We start from the raw sequence: 19164 nt of genomic DNA on the forward strand, positions 1-19164 counted from the left end.
CCAGGAAGTCGTGAGCTGGTGCTTATCCCAATCAAGGAATAATGCTCCAGGTTTCCATCCCAGAGGTTGAAGAAACAATTAAAGACAATACCTTAACCACCGCAGCCCGTAAAGCCATCATCTGGTTACCCTACTCCGGTGACGGAGAGGCAATAGGAGCAGTGGGTGAAACGATAGGGCTGGGACTGGCAGGAACGGCTGTGGGCGAAGGAGAAGGACTGACTACAGGGGTTGGCGGCGGTTTCTCTCCTAAAATGCTGGGGCTGCCATTGTCATAAAAACCGGCGACGCAGGCAATCATAATCGTTGCCAGGGTGCCGATGAACAACGCTTTCCAACCCAGTTGAGAAATATCTTTGCGGCGGGAAGGAGCCAGCGCAATCGTGCCCCCGACAAAGATGCCAACCGAGGCAATGTGGGCAAAGCCAGAGAGGGCATAACTAATAATCAAAATGGCGCGATCGCTCAGCTCTCCGGCTGCCGCTGCCCGTCCCAATTCCTGATAAGGGGGAATCGCCGTTTCAAACAGTCGCCGTCCAATAATCACCGACGATCTCCACAGTTCGTTAGGATCCAGGGAAACTCCTGTCAGAAAAGTGACCGGCACAAACAGGAATCCCAGAATATTTTGCAGAGTCACCACTTTGAAAAAAGGGCCAATCGGGGCAGGTAGCCCTGCCAACCCCGCAAATCCCTGGTTAATTAGCGAAACAAAACCCACAATCAGGATCAGCACAGCGGCGATCGCGACCGCCATCTTCACACCGTCCAGTGCGCCCAGAATTGCCGCATCCATCGGACTAACTCGTTCAATTGGCTCCCCACCCACGGTTTCCGTGGGTGCCTCCTCCACCGGCTCCGCTTCGACGGTTTGTTTGGGGTTGGGGTAGCGATCGTCAATGTTGTCGGCAATATTATCTCGCCGTTCGGCTTCTTCCACTGCCTCCAAGTCAGTGCCCCGAATCTTCTTTTTCTCTTCGGGAATGCCGCCCATCGTTTCTGGTACCCCCGTTTCTGGCACTAGAATTTTGGACAGCACAAAGCAGGCGGGAATCGCCATGATCGAGGCAGAAACCAGGTGACCCAGAATATTAGGAAAGACGGGTCTGAGATAACTGACATAAATTGCCAGGGTGGAGGAAGCAGCCGTTCCAAAACAGCATGACAGAATCGCTGCAATTTCACTGCGGGTCATTTTGGCGATGTAGGGTTTGACCGCGATCGCCGCCTCAATCCCAACAAAAATATTGGCGGCTCCACTCAACGACTCTGCCCCACTCAGGCGCATCGATTTGTAAAACATCTTGGCAAACACCCCTGTAATTGCCTGAATCACGCCCAGGTTATACAGCAACCCCATCAACCCAGAGAAAAAGATGACCGCAGGCAAAGCCCGAAAAGCCAGAGCATAGTTCAGCTTATCGGTGGTGCAGTAGCCTGGAATAAAGGGGATTTGAGGAGGAGGGCAGGTTTCGGCACCGGGCGGCAAAGGACGCACAACGAACGGATCTTGTCCTGGCAGGGGGACAATATTGGGACCAAATACGAAGCGGGCACCCGCATCGGCAGCGGTGAAAATGCCGTCTAGCAGTTGACTGAATATTCTTAAAATCTCTCTAGTCGCTTCAAACCGAAAGACAAAGAAGCCCAGCACTAGCTGTAACCCAATCCCCCCTATAATCACCCGCCAGGGAATGACCCGCCGGTCTTCTGAACCTAGCCAAGCGATCAGGCATAGACCAAAAATACCGAAGAAGGAAATAGCGTTGAGATAAGTCATGGATTAAATATCCTCGGCAGGAACCAGGCTTCAGCAATTTTCGGGTAGAACGCCTTCAGATAAGGATTGTCACAATCAAGACAATATACAGAGTACGCGACATCAGGGCATTTACAGCAACACAATGGCTGTTAAGTTTTCATAATTGACAGGAGGAAGAGGGGGAGGCAGTCGTTAAGGGCTAATAGCAATTCTCAGCTTTGTGAGGCACATTTTGGTCGTTTTTGGTCATTGGTCGCCCACAAAGGACTAATGACTAATGACTCATAACAAACCACTAGCTTGTACCACATCAGCATGAGAACCGCTGTATTACCGTCTGTATAACTGTCTGTGAAAGGCTAATTCCATCTGGTTGAAATACTGATAAAGCATTGATAATAGGGGAATTGACCCTTACCGATGAACGCATGGAAGCTTTTGACCTGACTCCACCGGCTTGGACTGTTTCAGCTATCCACGCGAATGGATTTTGTTGTCCAACCTGCCGTGAGTCTACTAAAGCGGCGCAGCGGGTCTGGATTAATCGCCGATCGCCTGTATTTACGGAAGACCATCGCCGCAAGTGGCAAGAGTTTTATCAGTGCCAGTGTGGGAGTGCCTGGTGGGCATGGAGTAGCGATCGCCCCCCTTCCGAACTGGTAAACGAGGAGCGGGAAGTACCTCCGCCCTTAAGAGGCTGGTTCAACCCCTTTGATGACCAATAGACTGCGCTGTTGACATGATGTCCAACAGATGTATCCATCGGCTGAAGGAGTTGGCAATTTTACAATCTTCAATATCAAAGGTCATCATTACCGCTTGACCGTAGACATTAAACTACAAAACTCAAGTGGTTTATTATAAGTACTTCCTGACTCACGCTGAATACGACAAAGGCAACTGGAAAAATGACCTTTGCTTTTAACAGGAAAACATCCAGCGATCTTTTATCAGAATTTCCAAATAGAGTTTCAGGAAAAAGCTGCTCGCCTTGTAAAATATTGACGCAATAAAAGTACAGCCTAACTGACTGAAATCCCTCGCTGTGCCTGGCGTTCACGGATTCGGTCTAAGCTACCTACCGGAATCGCAGAAATGAGTTGCTGGGTATATGCCCTTTGGGGTTGGCGATAAACCCGTTCTGAGGGACCGATCTCTTCAATCTCGCCCCGGTTCATCACCATAATGCGATCGCTCATGAACTTGACTACACTCAGGTCATGGGAAATGAAGATGTAGGTCAGATTAAACTCGCCCTGTAGCTCTTTCAGCAGGTTAAGCACCTGCGCCTGAACCGATACATCAAGGGCTGAAACTGACTCATCACAAATAATAAATTTGGGGTTCAATGCCAGCGATCGGGCAATACAGATCCGCTGGCGCTGACCACCAGAAAACTCGTGAGGGTAACGGTTCAAGGCATCTGCACCCAACCCCACCCGTTCTAACAAGTACACGGCTCGATCCCGCTGCTCCCGGCGATTGGCAGGCTTTTGGTGAATCCGCATGGGTTCCATGATCGCTGCCCCAACCGACATCCGGGGATCGAGCGCCCCAAAAGGATTCTGGAAGATAATTTGCATCTCTCGTCGCAGCAGTCGCAATTGGTTATGGGGTAGGGTCGTGACCTCATCTCCATCAAAAATGACCTGACCCCCACTGGGTTTAATCAGTTGCAGAATTGCCCGTGCCAGGGTCGATTTACCGCAGCCTGACTCTCCCACCAGTCCCAGGGTTTCCCCTGGGTGGACATCAAAGGTGATCCCATTCACTGCCATCAGATAGCGTCGAGTTTGACCAAACACCCCCCGAATCGGAAAGGCAACCTGGAGGTTGCGGACAGATAGCAGTGGCTCCTTCTTTTGAAGCGAGGACAATCGCTGCTCCAGATCTGAATCGCTGACTTCTTCTGCCAGTTTTAATGCCTGCTCTACGTCAGTGTCCCGTTTTTCAATCACTAGCTCTCCAGTCGGACTGGTGCTGACCTGCATAAAGTCTGAAACGGTAGGCAAGCGGCGCAGGCGGCGTTGGGGCTGCGGGCGGCAGGTGAGTAACCCCTTCGTGTAGGGATGTTGGGGATTCGAAAAGATCTCCCAGACCGGACCGGTTTCGACGATTTTGCCCTGGTACATGACGGCAACATAGTCGGCAATTTCAGCAATGATGCCCAGGTCATGGGTAATGAACATGATGGACATGCCCCGCCGATCGCGCAAATCCCGCAGCAAATTTAGAATGGTTGCCTGGACAGTGACATCCAGGGCAGTAGTCGGTTCGTCTGCAATCAGTAATGCTGGGTCACAGGCGATCGCCATTGCAATCATCACCCGCTGCATCTGTCCCCCGGATAGTTCGTGGGGGTAGCGGTTGAGAAACGCCATTTTCTGCCGGTTAATCTGGCGGTCAATTTCACGCTCACCGGGTAAAGGCGCATCGGTTTGACGCAATTCATCCACAAGCCGCTGCCGCATCTCGCTGTCGTCGGGAAGAAGGCGCACTTCCTGGAGCCGGGCGATCGCGGATTGCTCGGCTTCTGCCTTGGTTAACCGCTTGTGCAGTTGAATTGCCTCTACCAGTTGAAACCCAATCGTATATACCGGGTTGAGGGAACTCATCGGCTCCTGAAAGATCATGGAGATCTCGCCCCCTCGATAGTCTTCCATCTGGCGGTTGGGTAATCTCAGCAGGTCAACAGGCTGCCCCCCTTCTGCCCCCCAAAAGAGGGATTCCCCTTTAGCGATGCGACCGGGAGGAGGTACCAGCCTCATGACTGAGAGAGCGGTCACTGATTTACCTGAACCTGACTCTCCCACAATTCCAAGAGTCTGCCCGCGTTTGATCTCAAAAGAAATCCCATCAACAGCGCGAAGCAATTTTTCGTCGGTTAGAAATTGAACTTCCAGGTCTTTGACGTGTAGAACAGTGTCACTCATGGGGGCAGGAACAGATTTTTAGCGATCTTAACAGCCTTCTCCCAGAGTTAACACGATTTGCTGGATGGAAGCGCGATCGCATCTATACTTTTGCAGGATTTTACCCCTCCCCCTTGCTCTCCATCCTTCCTCCTTCCCTAAACCTTTTGGATGAATGTTCGCCCTAGCAATCCCTGGGGTCTAACCAACAACACAATAAATAAAATCCCAAAGGCGACCGCATCCTTATAGGCGGAGTATTCTCCGGGAACAAAAGCTTCCACCAGTCCAATCAACAACCCACCCACCACTGCACCGGGGATACTACCCAAGCCACCCAACACAATCACAGCCAATCCCTTCAGCCCAAAGCCAATCCCAAAGTAGGGACCCGCAATGCTGACACTGGAACCCACTAAAGTGCCTGCCAATGCCGCCAGAAAACTACTCACAAAGAAAGTAAAGACGATGAAGCGATCGGTATTAATTCCCAACAAGCTGGCTGTCGTCGGGTCTTCTGCCACTGCCCGCATGGCTTTGCCATACTTAGTGGCATTAATCAGATAAGTCAGAATGCCTAGAATCACCCCTGAAATTAGAAAAATCACAATTTGAACGGTGCGAATGGGAATCGGATTGTCCGTGGTACCAAAGTTAATGGCAGGCGGCAGATTGCCATAGGTATTGGCTGGAAAAGTATAGTTTTCAGCACCCACCAGGTACTGAATGACATTCACAATCACCAATGCCACACCCAGGCTAGAAACAACCGTTAGCAAGGGATCTGCCCGTTTTCGGCGGAGGGGACGGAACGCCAACCGCTCGATCGCAACTCCCACTAGCCCTGCCAGCACCGCACTCAGTAGCGTTGCCAACCAGAATGGCAAACTGAATGGTAATTGGGCATTTGCCAGTAAGCCGTTAAACCCAAATGCCCCCCCCATCAGCGCATAGGTAAAATAGGCTCCCAGGGTAAATACGGCTCCATGTGCAAAGTTGATAATTCCCAGAATGGAGAAGATCAGTGTATAACCCAGGGCAAAGATTGCGTAGATGCTGCCGATGGAAAGCCCATTGAGAAAGTTCTGTAAGAAAAGAGTGAAATTCATCCGCTAAGGTTAGGATTTGTAGCAAATATGAATAGATGGAACTGATTTAAGCACAAAACCTTTCGTAATATCCGCCAAGATCCCCGGAGTCTCCACGATTCTGGGGATCTAAAGCTTCGATCTAAAAGCTACTCATTCAAGCTATTAAGCTTTGAATGGAATGACTGTGTTATCAACTACTACATACGCTCTGGAGTTTGGTTTCAGGGATAGGTCATAGCCCCCCGTGAACTCTCCGAAGGAGGGTAGCATTAATACATTTTGAGGCAATTCCAAGTAAAAACAGGGTAATCGCAAGTTGTCTAATCGGGTTTTAATCCGAATGCAAGGATGGATATGACCACAGATGTTAAGGCAATTTTGTTTGGGTTGAGGTTCATGGCTTAGAACTAAGTTCTTAATTTGAACCGCATCCATGAAGCCATTGATCGAAAACTGATTAAGGATTGGAACCAGGGAGCGATCGTGATTGCCAACAACCAGTTGCACGTCTGCGCCAATGCTATTGAGAAAGGTTGCCCAACGATTCAATACTTCATCCACCAAAGCATATTTGGAGTGAAACAGATCGCCCAATATCCATAAAGTTTCAGGTTGCAGGCGATCGCAAAGGTTTTGCAGGCGATCAAGCGTCACCTGATTTACCTGATTAGAGATGGGAATTCCTTGTGACTGGAAGGTTTCAGATTTGCCTAAATGCACATCAGCAATCAGCAAAGTTTTAAGCGGTTCAATATAAATCCCCTTTTCAGGTAAAAGTTGAAGCGGAATACCCAGAACGTTAATCTCCATACTTTGCAAAATATATGCCTGACTTCACATTTCGTTGAATATAACCTGACCAGCTAGCAGCATAATTTTTTGTAGAGGAATTTTTTAGCTCATTCATTCAAGAAATTTATGATATTGCGTTTTCTATTGTCCTGGAGACGGTTCGTACCAGTGGCGATCGCTCTCATTGTTGTGGCTGTCGTAACCACTATTCAAACAGCCAGCGGACTTCAATCAACTCCAGCAAATAACCAGTGGACACCATTAGTCGTGTCCACCCTGATGCCCAAAACTGATGCAGTTCTGGGTGTTGATAGTAAATACCAAATACAGGGAACACATCCGCTCCCCATTTAAACTTACATTTGATGAGCGGTCCGTCCCTGGGTTCCGGTGGACTTCCCTATGGGATCGATCGCTTCAATGTTGCAGGTCAAATCCCACCAGAGGTGGCCGCCGAGTTCTACCAGTTTGAGGGAGAGTGGAGAAAGTATCTACTGTCCAATCCGTCCTCACGACGAGATCAGTTTCCCCTCTATTTTACAATTGTTGACTTCCCTGGCTAAATCAAGGAATCTAATGGATTCATACAAAAAACCTGTGGAGAAGACGCGCGCTCCACAGGCAGAGGAAACCATTAACTATCTAATGAATCAATCAACAACTGGCTCGTTCCGGAAACAATCTGCCTATAGCGTTTTTGAATCCAGTGAGGTATACGGATATCCGTAGAACCCTTGAGTCAAACAGATGAGATATACCTCACCCAGAAAGGAAACGCTATATGGTGCAATTAACAACATCCGCAATGCAATCGGTATGCAATTAAATCCATGCTCCTAAGCAGTGGTAGCGGTTCTTTTCCTCGCTTCCTGATCAATGGTTTGACGTACTATGAGAGCTGCAATTCCAGTTGGTGGTAAGCCATATGACTTCTGAAAAGCTTTCACCGCTTGCAGGGTCAACGAATCATAATACTCATTCACCGGAAGCTGAGCATCTACGGTCAGGTTAAGACTATATTGCAGATTTCGCATAATCTTCTGGGCTTTATCATCAGTAGCAAAGTCTAATTTGCCACTAATTGGCAGCTTATACTGATATTGAAATTCCCGGATTGCTGATTGAGTGTAGACATCCAAAATATTGCCATTATTCCCATTCAGTCCATCCGGTCCCAGGTGAAACCCTAAACCATCTAAAACTTCTTTAAACTGACTAAGCGAATATGCCATCGCAACTACTCCTGAGAAACTGGGCAAATGGGAGAGTAGTAAAGAAACAAAACGAGAACTCCAGAAAAAGGGATGAAAGAAATCGGGTTTCGGGCATTGCTGCCACCAGAAATAAATGCTGATGAAACCCGATTTCCATGTAAGTCCGGCATAAATAATAGAGTAGAGTCAGGAGTGTAAACGTCACCTCATCCTGCTGGCTCACCCGATCGCATGATGTTCTCTTCCCTAACAAATTATCCCTATGCTTCAGGTCGCCGGGTGGTGTTGGGCAATCGAGGAGCCGTCGCAACCAGCCAACCCCTGGCATCCCTGGCAGGAATGGAAATGCTGTGGCAGGGAGGAAACGCCGTCGATGCTGCATTGGCAATGGCGATCGCGCTGACTGTCGTAGAACCTTGTTCCAATGGCATCGGGGGAGATGCCTTTGCCCTGGTTTGGGATGGACAGTTACACGGTCTCAATGCTTCTGGTAGAATTCCTCAAGCGGTTACGCTAGAGCAGTTCACTGGACTGGAACGAATTCCACCGCGGGGGTGGTCAAGTGTGACAGTACCGGGAGCGGTTTCGGCATGGCAGGCGCTCTGGAAACGATGGGGTAAGCTGCCGTTTGAACAGTTGTTTGAACCGGCGATTCGCTATGCGGAACAGGGGTATCCCGTCTCGCCGGAAACTGCCCTAGCATGGAAGCAAGCAGAATCCCAATTTCTCCCGCTCGACCAACCAGAATTTCAGGCATTTAAGTCTGTCTTTTTTCCCCATGATCGCGCTCCCAGGGTGGGAGAGGTGTGGAGTAGTGCGGCTCACGCCGAAACCTTGCGAGCGATCGCCCACAGTCAGGGCGAAAGTTTCTACCGGGGTAAGTTAGCAGAACACATTGCGGCTTTTGCAGCGGCTACGGGGGGACTGCTCACCCTCACCGATCTGGCAACCCATCAGCCTGACTGGGTTGAACCCATTTCTACCCCTTATCGGGACGTGACCGTGTGGGAAATTCCACCCAACACTCAAGGCATCGCGGCTTTAATGGCACTCAATATCCTGGCAGGGGTTGATCTGGTAAGTTATCCCCGCGAGTCAGTGGAAAGCTACCACTGGCAAATCGAAGCCATGAAGTTGGCGTTTGCCGATGTCCATCGCTATGTCGGCGATCCTGACTGGATGCAGGTTGCCAGTCATCATCTTCTGAGCCAGGAGTACGCCCGCGATCGCCGCCAACAGATCCGCAGTAGCGCCCTTCCCATCGCCGAACCGGGACTTCCCCAAGGCGGCACCGTCTATCTTGCCGCTGCCGATCAAGATTTGATGGTGTCCTTTATTCAGTCCAATTATTTGGGTTTTGGCAGTGGGATTCTGATTCCAGGAACCGGTATTGCCCTGCACAATCGGGCGATCGGTTTCTCGTTAGCTGCCGGACATCCAAACCAGCTTGCGCCCGGAAAGCGTCCCTTTCATACCATCATCCCTGGTTTCCTCAGCCAAGATCAGCAGCCCTTAGGACCCTTTGGTGTCATGGGTGGACCGATGCAACCCCAGGGACACCTCCAGGTCGTTGTGAATCTGGTTGACTATGGGATGAACCCCCAGACTGCCCTGGATGCCCCCCGCTGGCAGTTTGTGCGCAATCATTTAGTTCTGCTGGAACCCACCGTAGACCCAGCGATCGCCGCCGCCCTGACACAGCGAGGACACCAAATTCAACCCGGTAAGTTCTTTGGCAGAGGTCAAATGATTTTGCGTCAGGATGACGTTCTGGTTGCCGCTTCAGAACCCCGTGCCGATGGAGTGGCTTTAGCGTGGTAACTGAAGTCACCCAATTGGGGGAACCCAAAAGTGTGGGGCGTAGTCATGATTTATCAGGTAAAGTATGCCGAAGGTGAGAGTGTGTGTGAGGGAGGAGAAAAATGCTAAATAGACTCTTTCAAGCAGCGGTTATCACTCTTTTACTGAGCTTAATGGCAAGTGGTCAGTCCCTTAAAATCTCCCAAACCTCAGCGGGCGTTAAGAATGCGCCTGTGCATTTTGCGCGAAATCCCCTGCTAGATCCATTTGCCTGGAGTCGCAAAGCATTGGTGAGGCAATGAACTGGATTTTACATATTACACCGCGATCGCACTGGCAGCAGGCACAACAAACAGGTTCCTACCATGCAGATAGCCTGGATATTGAAGGCTTTATCCACTGTTCAACTCCGGCACAGGTGGCTTGGGTAGCTAACTCGTTTTATCGGGGGCAGTCAGACCTGGTATTGCTGTGCATTGATCCTGAAAAACTGAATGCAGAATTGATTTACGAAGAAGTCGAAGGCAATCAGGAGTTTCCCCATCTTTACGGCGCTTTAAATTTGGATGCAGTGGTTCAGGCAGTTGATTTTGAACCTAACTCCGAAGGTAGGTTTGAATTGCCAGGGGCGATCGGTTGAAGGGAAAAGATATGGATTGAATGCGAAGGCATTTAAAATGAGACGATTGTTCAAATGCCTATCCCATGTCTTTTGACAATCTCTGTAAGCTATTGTCAGAAAAATACCCTGATCGCTTCGTGAACTGGCTTCTAGGAGAAACCCCTCAATCCGTAACAGTCCTGAAGACTGAACTGAGCATTGAACCGATTCGAGCTGATTCCGTTACCTTTTTGCAAACTGATCAGCGCATCGTTCACCTGGAATTTCAAACCCGAATCGAGTCCACCCCTCCGCTTCCGCTCAGAATGCTGGATTACTGGATTCGGCTACACCGACTTTACAGGCTACCCGTCACGCAGATTGTTATTCTACTGCTGCCCCCATCCGATGCAATCGAAATTGAAACCGTTTTTAGCGTGGAATCAACGCGCCATGAGTATCAGGTCATAAAGCTATGGGAACAAGATCCCGCCATTTTTCTGAATGATCCAGCTTTATTACCCTTTGCCTCCCTGGCAGCCACATCTGATCCTGATCAGCTACTTCACCAGGTTGCACAGGTGATCAGTGGGATAAAATCAACTCAACAGCGACAGGAAGTCTCTGGCTATACTCAATTACTGGCAGGGTTAAAGTTTGAGAAACAGTTGATTCGGCAAATCTTTATGGAGGGCGTTATGCGAGAGTCAGTCATCTATCAAGAAATTTTACAGGAAGGCAGACAGGAAGGCAGGCGAGAAGAAGGATTAGCCCTGGTACTGCTGTTGCTGGAACAGCGGGTTGGGCAGCTACCGGACGAAGTGCGCGATCGCCTTTCCACTCTCGATTTACCACAGCTTGAGGGATTAGCCGTTGCCTTACTGAATTTCTCTCAGGTTTCAGATCTGACGGACTGGTTAGGGCAAAAGCATTTGTGAGCGATCGCCTGATTGTCCATCAATCCCACGAATTTCAGTTCATTAACAATCTTGCAACCGCGTTAGCACCACGACCAGATCATCGACGGCACCCCGCATTGCCGCGACCGAACCACCGGGTTGATTCACCAGAATGCTGAACACCAACGGAGTGTAATTCGGTGGAGAAACATAGCCCGAAAGCGCAACCACCCCCGATATATAGCCAGTCTTGGCTGAGACTCTTCTTTCTGCGGGAGTGTTACGAAATCGCCGCTTTAACGTGCCACTTTCTCCAGCGATCGCCAGAGTATTACGGAAGGCTTGACCATCTTCTGGGGCACTGGTCATTGTTTGGAGGGTTTGCACCAATGCCTCAGCACTTGCCCGGTTACGGTCTGCCAATCCTGACCCATCAACCATCTGGTAGCCATTAGGATTGACTCCCCGCGTTGCCAAGGTTGCTTTTACTGCCGCCACTCCACTGATGGTTGCATTGCCATTGTTGGGGGATTGAACCTGTCCCAGGGTTTTCAGAAGGGCTTCTGCATAGATATTATTACTCTCCAGATTGGTTTCAATGATTAATTCCCGCAGTAAGGGGGATTCTATTGCTGCCAGTTCAACTTCTCCGGGTGGTGCCGGAGTTGTTTTCACTACTGTTGCACCGATCACCGAAATCCCTGCATTTTCCAGGGCAGTGCGGAATTTTTGGATCAGGTAATTCCCAGGATTGGGGACGGATACGGAAGCGGATTCTGGCTCAGAACCAACTCGCAGTTGAGCCTCAATCTCCATTGCCGTTTGATTCCCGATTCGGTAAGCACTGACAAACTCTTCTGCCTTTGCCGAGACAGTAACCGAGCGATTGGTGACACGCCACTGACTGGCATCGGTTGGGTCATCCCATTGAATGCGTAAGGGCTGACCAACTCGCTGAGGGAACAAAGTTAGCCCAATTCCATTCTGGTTCAACATCAGGCTATTCACTGCTGCACCATAGCCTTCCAGGGTATCCTCCCGTTTCCAGTTGGGGTTGACTGCATTACCCTGGAAGTAGGTGTCATCTCCAATCAGTTGGTTGATTCGACGAATCCCTTTCTGGCTTAGTTGTTGAGCCAATGTGTTCAGGTGAGTAGTACTCAGGCTGGGATCGCCACGACCTATGATTCTGAGGGTTTCTAAGGTTGGCTGCTCACTATTACCAGTTACCGAAGTGCGAATTTGATAATGTTGTCCCAGTTGGGTCAGCGCGGCAGCGGTCGTAAATAATTTGTTGTTGGAAGCAGGAATCAGCAGGGTCGCTGGGTTACGGGCAAACAGAGTTTGACGATTTCTGGAATCCGCCGATAGGGTCTGAACCAGAACGCCCCAGCGGGCGTTTCTAACCGCAGAGCGATTAAGGATGGGGGCGATCGCCCCATTCAACTGTGCTGGGCAAAGCCCTCGACTTTGCGCTCCCTGGGCAACCACCTGGGAAGGGAAAAAAGATCCCGTCAGCGCCAGGAATGTCGTGGCAGTAAATAATGTTGGCATTAATCGGGTTGGCATTTCCAATCCATTCGTACAGAGTTGTTTTAGGGGCGAATGAATACACTCCATTAGCCTGAGAAACTTTCCCTGCCCGATTATAAGGTGTTCAGCAAAAACTTTTGCCAATTGTCCATCGAGATAAAAATATTACGGGGGAAGGTCGAGAGGGTTGCATTATTGGTAGGGACGGTAGCCGCGATCGCCTCTGTCATTGTTTTAGCGTCGAATTGTCCAGAGCCGAACTGATGTAATGTTATCGATGAGACAATGCTCTGGAACAATTGATGAGACGATTAAGTTCCTGAGATTCCTAAAGTCAGTATCTAAAGGTACAGTGCAGTGAGTCATTAATTTTTCAACATCTGACCGTTGAAAATGTTGGGTTTCGCTGGCGCTCTACCTAACCTACGTTGCTACGTTGCGGAATTTTTAGATTACTCTACTAGTGGTTTGCCGGTTAAATCTGGTTGCGGTAGTGACAGAGAGCAAAAAGTGACAGAGAAGGTTGAGATGAGTACGACCAGAATATTTAATAGTTCCCAATTTTTGCAGCCAACGGATGGGGAGCCTATTCGTTCGGTCGTGACTGAATCTAAAGATGCTGTCGTTGTCGCCTGGCACATTAAGCCAGGGCAAGAAATCTCCCCCCATATCCACCCGAATGGGCAAGATACCTGGACGATTCTGAATGGGAAGGGGGAATATTACCTGAATGAGGCAGGCACCAAGAAAACGATTGTTGCAGGGGATGTGGTAGTGGCTCAGATCGGATGTGTGCATGGGGTTTTGAACAATGGCGATGAACCATTGGTTTTTATTTCAGTGGTATCACCATCCGATGCAGGGTATCAACTTGTTTCCTTAAAAGATTCTTTGGCATTCCATTCGTGACTATCTAATTCGTCAAAGTGTCTTTATTTGCGATTGTCTTCTAAATAGGTGGAACTAATTAAATATAAGACCTGTGTAGGTTGGGTTGAGGTACGAAACCCAACACCCACATGGGTTACGCTATCGCTAACCCATCCTACATTTGATTCCACCTACCTACTTATATAACCAATAGAGATGGAAAAGCTGCTTTAGATGTATGAAATGGTTGATTCAATATTTTTATGAAATCAAGTTAGCCAAGGCAATTCTCTGGTGCTATCTCATTTGGTACCTTGTCATCGTTTATTTCTATTTTGATCCTTCGTTTAAGATATGGAGTAATTCAATTGGCATCAGTGCTGTAATCGGTACAGGTCTATTATTCAGTGTTTCTTCTGGCAAAGCGGGCAAAAGAGATCATTGGCAGACATTCAGGTTATATCTCATGCCATTCTGCGTCTCAAGCTTTTCTGCTTTAATTAAAGATCAGGGATTTATTGTATTTATCTCACCCAAAAGCCATGAAACGTTGATAGCACTACTATGTTGTATTTTGTTTCTATCGATTATTTTAGTCATCAAATTAATTAAAAATAAATTTATCTGAATGGAAGTGGAGAATCGTGCAAACAATAGACAGGATAAAGAGCAGAGATAAGCAGTTGTCAGCCACCTAATCCTGTGCTGCAACGGACAGTATATCAATCGTTGTTAAGCTTAACCAATAGGCACGATCGCAATTGACAGCAAAAATAGGTTTTCATCACAATCATTGATCCCCCTTACAAGAATGACTCCAGCCTTAGATAACGCTTTAGATAATGTTTTAGCCTTCACCCTTAACGGCGAGACGGTTCGACTCAAAGACTTCTCACCCACAATGACGCTGTTGCAATACCTCCAGCAAAGTGGACGGACGGGAACCAAAGAGGGGTGCGGTGATGGAGATTGTGGAGCCTGTACAGTTGCAGTACTGGGTCAGGATTATGGCGGCGATCGCCATTATCAGGCAATGAATAGCTGCCTGATTCCCCTGGGGGCGATCGCAGGATGCACCATGATGACGGTGGAAGGGATCGCCAACGGACAGCTCCATCCGGTGCAGGCAGCGATGGTCAAGACGGGTGGTTCCCAATGTGGGTACTGCACACCGGGCTTCATCATGAGCATGTTTGCCGCCTATTACGATGGCAAAGTCGATGATGCTTCTGTGGAGGGTAACTTATGCCGTTGTACGGGTTACCAGTCCATTCGCAGAGCCGCTCAGCTTGTCACGGAGGCACAGCCCAACGATCCTTTTGCAGCCGCACTCTCAAGCACCACGCCAGAGTCTCAACCTTTGAGCTATGCCGGCGCAACCCAGAAGTTTTATCGCCCCACCCAGATCAATCAGGTTTTAGAATTACTTCAGCAACATCCTGATGCAACCCTGGTAGCGGGTGCCACGGATCTGGGACTGGAAATGAGCCATCATCGTCGCCATTTCTCTGTACTGGTTTCCCTGGAAGCTGTGGCAGACCTGAAGCAAATTGAACAAACCCCTGAATTCGTCGAAATTGGTGCAGCGGTTCCCCTCAGCCAGATTGAAGACACCCTGCATGGGGTATTCCCGGCATTAGATGAAATGTTGTTCTGGTTTGCAGCCCGTCAGGTGCGCAACCGGGCAACGATCGGTGGCAATATTGGTACCGCCTCTCCCATTGGCGATCTGCCCCCGGTACTGCTGGCACTGGATGCTGATATTAAACTCATCAGCCTCCAAGGCGAACGAACGATTCCGCTGGCAACCTTTTTCAAAGGCTACCGCCAAACCGATCTACAACCGGGAGAAATCATTGCCTCAGTCAAAATTCCTAAAACGATGACTACCGGAGCCTCACGCCGTTTTTCCCAGTCCTATAAGGTCGGTAAACGGGGAACCGACGATATCAGCATTGTGGCAGCCGCTTTTACAGTTGACTTGGATGAGACAGACCAGATTCTCCATGCCCGTCTGGCTTATGGAGGAGTCGCAGCCACTCCAATTCGTGCCGTTGCCATTGAACAAGATCTCATTGGTCAACCCTGGGCGCTTGAAACCGTGCAGCAAGTAAAACCCCTGTTGCAAGCAACCTTTACCCCCTTGACCGATCTGCGCGGTAGTGCAGAGTACCGCAAACGTCTGGTTGCCAACCTGTTTGAGAAGTTTTTTGCTGAGATGACAGGCTTGGAGTAAGGGGGAAAGCGTTGAGAGTTAAAGATAATACTTCGTCAGGCTTAGACCTCGGAGGTTTTGAAAACCTCCGAGGTCTGGAGGCTCTACCAACAGCTAACAGCTAATAACCCCCTCACCCCTCACCCCCCCAAGGAGTCACTCCCATGAACCGAGCCGAAAACTACAGAAGCCATGAAAGTGCAGCAGGGCATGTGACTGGCAAAGCCGTCTACACCGATGAGCAGCGTCCTCCGGTGGGGATGCTGTCGGTTTATCCGGTGTTATCTCCCTATGCCAGGGCGCGGATTGTCAAGATAGATGTGTCACCTGCCTATGAGGTGGAAGGGCTGATCACGGTGCTGACAGCGGCGGACGTGGCGGGGGAAAATAACACGGGAGTCATTGTTCACGATGAGGTTTTGTTCCCCACGGAGGAAGTCAGCCATTGGGGGCAGGCGGTGGTCTGGACGGTGGGTGAGACAGAGGAAGCGGCGCGGTTGGCAGCACAGAAAGTGGTGGTTGAGTATGAACCGCTGGAACCAATTCTGTCCGTTAAAGAGGCGATCGCCGCCCACAGCTTTTTCAGTCTGCCCCAAGTTGTAAAGCGGGGTGATCCCATCGTGGCAATGGAAATGGCGGACTTTTGCCTGGATGGCGAAGTGGAAATGAACGGGCAGGACCACTTCTATCTAGAAACCCAGACGAGTTGGGTGATTCCCGATGGGGAGGGGCACTACCAGGTCTATTCCTCAACTCAACACCCGACGGAAACTCAGGTGATTGTGGCGCGAGTTCTGGGAGTGCCCTCGAATCAGGTGGTGGTGACCTGTTTACGGATGGGGGGTGGATTTGGGGGCAAGGAGTCCCAGGCAAATCCGTTTGCGGCAGTGGCGGCGATCGCCGCTCACAAAACCGGACATCCGGTGCGCGTTAAACTCAATCGCCAGCATGACATGATTCTGACCGGCAAGCGGCATGGCTTTCTGGGTCAATATCAAGTCGGTTTTACGAATGAAGGCAAAATTACTGCACTGGTAGTTTCCCTCTACGCGGATGGAGGATGGAGTCTGGATTTATCTCCCCCGGTACTGCTGCGGGCAATGCTGCATGTGGATAACGCCTACTATCTACCCAATGTGGAAGTGAGGGGGCTGATTGCCAAAACTAACAAAGTCTCCAATACCGCATTCCGAGGGTTTGGCGGACCCCAGGGGATGATTGTGATTGAAGACATCCTGGACCGGATTGCCCGATCGCTGAACCTGCCTCCGGAAGTGGTGCGGGAACGCAACTTTTACCACGGTAGTGGCGAAACCAACACCACCCATTATGGACAGGAAATTGTTGATAACCGGATCGCCCGCGTCTGGAGTGAGGTACTGACAAAGGCTGAATTTGCTACCCGCAAAGCGGCGATCGCCCAGTTCAATCAGACCCATACCTACAAAAAACGGGGGCTGGCAATTACTCCAGTCAAATTTGGCATTTCCTTCAATAAACTCCAGTACAACCAGGCTGGGGCACTGATTCTGGTCTATACGGATGGCAGTATTCAACTGAACCACGGGGGCACCGAAATGGGGCAGGGTTTGCATACAAAAATGCTGCAAGTGGCTGCCCGGTCTTTGGGGGTCAGCCTCAGTCGGTTTCGGATGATGCCCACCAGTACGGATAAGGTTCCCAATACCTCGGCGACCGCTGCCTCCAGTGGCGCGGATTTAAACGGACAGGCAGTCAAAGATGCCTGTGAGACCATTAAGTCCCGGCTGGCTCCGGTGGCTGCCAGTCTGCTGAACCTGGGCGGAACCGAAGATCTGGTGTTTGAGGATGACTGGATCTACTGCCGCACCTATCCGAGTGCGCGAGTGCCGTTTGAGGAGGTGGTAAAGCAGACGTACAGCGATCGCATTAGCCTCTCTGCCACAGGCTTTTACCGCACCCCCAGCATTTTCTGGGATGTGGAAAAACTTCAGGGTAGACCCTTCTACTACTTTGCCTACGGTGCCGCCATCAGTGAAGTAGAAGTGGATGGCTTCACGGGCAGCTTCAAATTGCACCGGGTAGACATTGTGCATGATGTGGGCGAATCCCTCAATCCCCTGGTGGATCAGGGACAGGTGGAAGGCGCATTTGTGCAGGGCATGGGTTGGCTAACGATGGAAGAACTGGTCTGGGACAACCAGGGACGGCTACGCACCGATGCCCCCAGTACCTACAAAATTCCGACCATCAGTGAAGTTCCTGAAGTCTTTAATGTGCATCTGCTGGAGCGGGCGGCTCAGGACGGTGTGATTTACGGCAGCAAAGCCGTGGGTGAACCCCCGTTTATGCTGGCAATGTCCGTTCGGGAGGCAATTCGAGCCGCGATCGCCGCCTTCGGTCAACCCAGCCAGGTGTTCCTAACCTCTCCAGCAACCCCAGAAGCAACTTTGATGGCGATCGACTCTGTACGTGCCAGTACTCCCACCAGCCTCGAAGCTCCCAGCCAGCCTGAACCCGTCCTGAAAGGATAATGAGCTGAAACTTGCCCGGACGTTGGTCCTTTGAGAATGGCTATAGAACTCACCAATAGCCCCCTTTATTCTTTAATATGAATGGGGACACCAGGACTGCGTGGCGTAAGTCTATTTACTACTCGTGGCACCTGACACCTGATTGGATGTGAACTTACGCCTCCAAGTACCAGCCGCCGATGTCCTAATCCAAACTCGTTTAATCAAGTAACTGTTGTTGAGTCATGCAAAACCTTTGGAATAATGTTTCTAAATGGCCCGTGTTCGTTCTGGGTACAATTCTGGGTGTCTTTTTGAATGCGGTCAAACCGCTGGTGCCCTTGTTTAAGAATCCCGTGACGGCGATCGCCCTGGTTGGCATTGTGGTTGGAGGGCTTGCCTTTGTTGCCTTTACCCTGCGTGCCATGTTAGGGCTAGACGTGGTTTAGTCGCCTCAAGCTCCGACTCGGTTATCCTCTGCAAAGCTGTTAGCATTGAGCTATTGGCTGTTGTTTCGGCTACCCATTGCTGACAGCTAATCGCTAATCAAAAGGAAGGGCGTTGTTTTATGGCTACGAATCGTCGGGTTGCCCGTGTTGCCGAACTGATCAGGCGCGAGGTCAGTCAGATGCTACTCTCTGGGATTAAAGATGATCGGGTCGGTGCTGGGATGGTCAGCGTAACCGATGTCAATGTTTCCGGCGACCTGCAACACGCCAAAATTTTTGTTAGCATTTACGGCTCTGATGAAGCTAAGGCAGAAACAATGGCAGGCTTAAAGTCTGCCACAGGCTTTGTTCGCAGCGAGCTAGGGCAGCGCGTTCGCCTCCGCCGCACGCCGGAAGTCCTCTTTCTGGAAGACCACTCCCTGGAACGGGGCGATCGCGTGCTTAACCTTTTAAGCCGCATTAACCACGAACGGAACACATCTGAATCACAAGAGGATGAGGATTGGGATGGGGTTTCCGCCGAGGAAGATTAAC

The 19164-nt window shown here is 50.1% G+C and carries 18 protein-coding genes and 1 pseudogene; 13 read left to right on the plus strand and 6 right to left on the minus strand.

The window, feature by feature from the left end; all coding sequences use genetic code 11:
* Positions 1-130: 130 nt before the first annotated feature.
* Positions 131-1780, minus strand: coding sequence for a NupC/NupG family nucleoside CNT transporter (locus AC1S52_RS30375; RefSeq protein WP_482032789.1), 1650 nt, complete (start codon positions 1778-1780; stop codon positions 131-133).
* A gap of 389 nt (positions 1781-2169) precedes the next feature.
* Between AC1S52_RS30375 and AC1S52_RS30380 the strand changes: the two genes are divergently transcribed.
* Positions 2170-2487 (plus strand): hypothetical protein, encoded by a 318-nt coding sequence (locus AC1S52_RS30380; protein ID WP_482032790.1) that lies wholly within the window; start codon positions 2170-2172, stop codon positions 2485-2487.
* Positions 2488-2512: 25 nt separating this feature from the next.
* A pseudogene (locus tag AC1S52_RS30385) lies at positions 2513-2626 on the plus strand (type II toxin-antitoxin system HigB family toxin); the annotation flags it as partial.
* Positions 2627-2784: 158 nt separating this feature from the next.
* On the opposite strand, the gene AC1S52_RS30390 reads toward AC1S52_RS30385, so the two are convergent.
* The 3 genes from AC1S52_RS30390 to pdeM all read right to left on the minus strand — a co-directional run bounded on the left by AC1S52_RS30390 (position 2785) and on the right by pdeM (position 6575).
* A complete protein-coding gene (locus tag AC1S52_RS30390; RefSeq protein WP_482032791.1) occupies positions 2785-4695 on the minus strand; it encodes an ABC transporter ATP-binding protein in 1911 nt (636 codons plus the stop codon).
* A gap of 137 nt (positions 4696-4832) precedes the next feature.
* Entirely contained in the window at positions 4833-5783 is a 951-nt protein-coding gene (locus tag AC1S52_RS30395; RefSeq protein ID WP_482032792.1) for a branched-chain amino acid ABC transporter permease, read from the minus strand.
* Positions 5784-5927: 144 nt separating this feature from the next.
* On the minus strand, positions 5928-6575 hold the full coding sequence (pdeM, locus tag AC1S52_RS30400; RefSeq protein ID WP_482032793.1) for a ligase-associated DNA damage response endonuclease PdeM: 648 nt from the start codon (positions 6573-6575) through the stop codon (positions 5928-5930).
* 108 nt (positions 6576-6683) lie between these two features.
* On the opposite strand from pdeM, the gene AC1S52_RS30405 reads away from it, so the two are divergent.
* Positions 6684-6911, plus strand: a complete 228-nt coding sequence (locus AC1S52_RS30405; protein WP_482032794.1) for a hypothetical protein — start codon at positions 6684-6686, stop codon at positions 6909-6911.
* Positions 6912-6922: 11 nt separating this feature from the next.
* The gene (locus AC1S52_RS30410; protein WP_482032795.1) at positions 6923-7120 is read left to right on the plus strand and encodes a hypothetical protein; all 198 of its coding nucleotides are present in this window, start codon (positions 6923-6925) and stop codon (positions 7118-7120) included.
* 273 nt (positions 7121-7393) lie between these two features.
* On the opposite strand, the gene AC1S52_RS30415 is transcribed toward AC1S52_RS30410, so the two are convergent.
* Positions 7394-7789, minus strand: coding sequence for a peptidoglycan-binding domain-containing protein (locus AC1S52_RS30415; RefSeq protein ID WP_482032796.1), 396 nt, complete (start codon positions 7787-7789; stop codon positions 7394-7396).
* Positions 7790-8002: 213 nt separating this feature from the next.
* On the opposite strand from AC1S52_RS30415, the gene AC1S52_RS30420 reads away from it, so the two are divergent.
* From AC1S52_RS30420 to AC1S52_RS30435, 4 genes are all read left to right on the plus strand, one after another.
* Positions 8003-9592, plus strand: a complete 1590-nt coding sequence (locus AC1S52_RS30420) for a gamma-glutamyltransferase family protein (RefSeq protein ID WP_482032797.1) — start codon at positions 8003-8005, stop codon at positions 9590-9592.
* A gap of 101 nt (positions 9593-9693) precedes the next feature.
* On the plus strand, positions 9694-9873 hold the full coding sequence (locus AC1S52_RS30425) for a hypothetical protein (RefSeq protein ID WP_482032798.1): 180 nt from the start codon (positions 9694-9696) through the stop codon (positions 9871-9873).
* Complete coding sequence (locus tag AC1S52_RS30430) at positions 9870-10211, plus strand: DUF952 domain-containing protein (protein ID WP_482032799.1); 342 nt, start codon at positions 9870-9872, stop codon at positions 10209-10211. Before AC1S52_RS30425 ends, AC1S52_RS30430 begins: the two co-directional genes overlap by 4 nt.
* A gap of 65 nt (positions 10212-10276) precedes the next feature.
* Complete coding sequence (locus AC1S52_RS30435; RefSeq protein ID WP_482032800.1) at positions 10277-11110, plus strand: Rpn family recombination-promoting nuclease/putative transposase; 834 nt, start codon at positions 10277-10279, stop codon at positions 11108-11110.
* A gap of 42 nt (positions 11111-11152) precedes the next feature.
* Here AC1S52_RS30435 and dacB read toward each other — a convergent pair whose 3' ends face one another.
* A complete protein-coding gene (gene dacB / locus AC1S52_RS30440) occupies positions 11153-12640 on the minus strand; it encodes a D-alanyl-D-alanine carboxypeptidase/D-alanyl-D-alanine endopeptidase (protein ID WP_482032801.1) in 1488 nt (495 codons plus the stop codon).
* Between the two features lie 492 nt (positions 12641-13132).
* On the opposite strand from dacB, the gene AC1S52_RS30445 reads away from it, so the two are divergent.
* The 5 genes from AC1S52_RS30445 to rbfA all read left to right on the plus strand — a co-directional run bounded on the left by AC1S52_RS30445 (position 13133) and on the right by rbfA (position 19163).
* Entirely contained in the window at positions 13133-13513 is a 381-nt protein-coding gene (locus AC1S52_RS30445; protein ID WP_482032802.1) for a cupin domain-containing protein, read from the plus strand.
* Between the two features lie 772 nt (positions 13514-14285).
* Positions 14286-15710, plus strand: coding sequence for a xanthine dehydrogenase small subunit (gene xdhA, locus AC1S52_RS30450; RefSeq protein ID WP_482032803.1), 1425 nt, complete (start codon positions 14286-14288; stop codon positions 15708-15710).
* Positions 15711-15853: 143 nt separating this feature from the next.
* Complete coding sequence (xdhB, locus tag AC1S52_RS30455) at positions 15854-18202, plus strand: xanthine dehydrogenase molybdopterin binding subunit (protein ID WP_482032804.1); 2349 nt, start codon at positions 15854-15856, stop codon at positions 18200-18202.
* 224 nt (positions 18203-18426) lie between these two features.
* Positions 18427-18630 (plus strand): DUF751 domain-containing protein, encoded by a 204-nt coding sequence (locus AC1S52_RS30460; protein WP_482032805.1) that lies wholly within the window; start codon positions 18427-18429, stop codon positions 18628-18630.
* A 119-nt stretch (positions 18631-18749) separates the two neighbouring features.
* Positions 18750-19163 (plus strand): 30S ribosome-binding factor RbfA, encoded by a 414-nt coding sequence (gene rbfA, locus AC1S52_RS30465; protein WP_482032806.1) that lies wholly within the window; start codon positions 18750-18752, stop codon positions 19161-19163.
* Position 19164 lies beyond the last annotated feature (1 nt).

It is taken from the genome of Kovacikia sp. CALU 1929, from assembly GCF_056784235.1.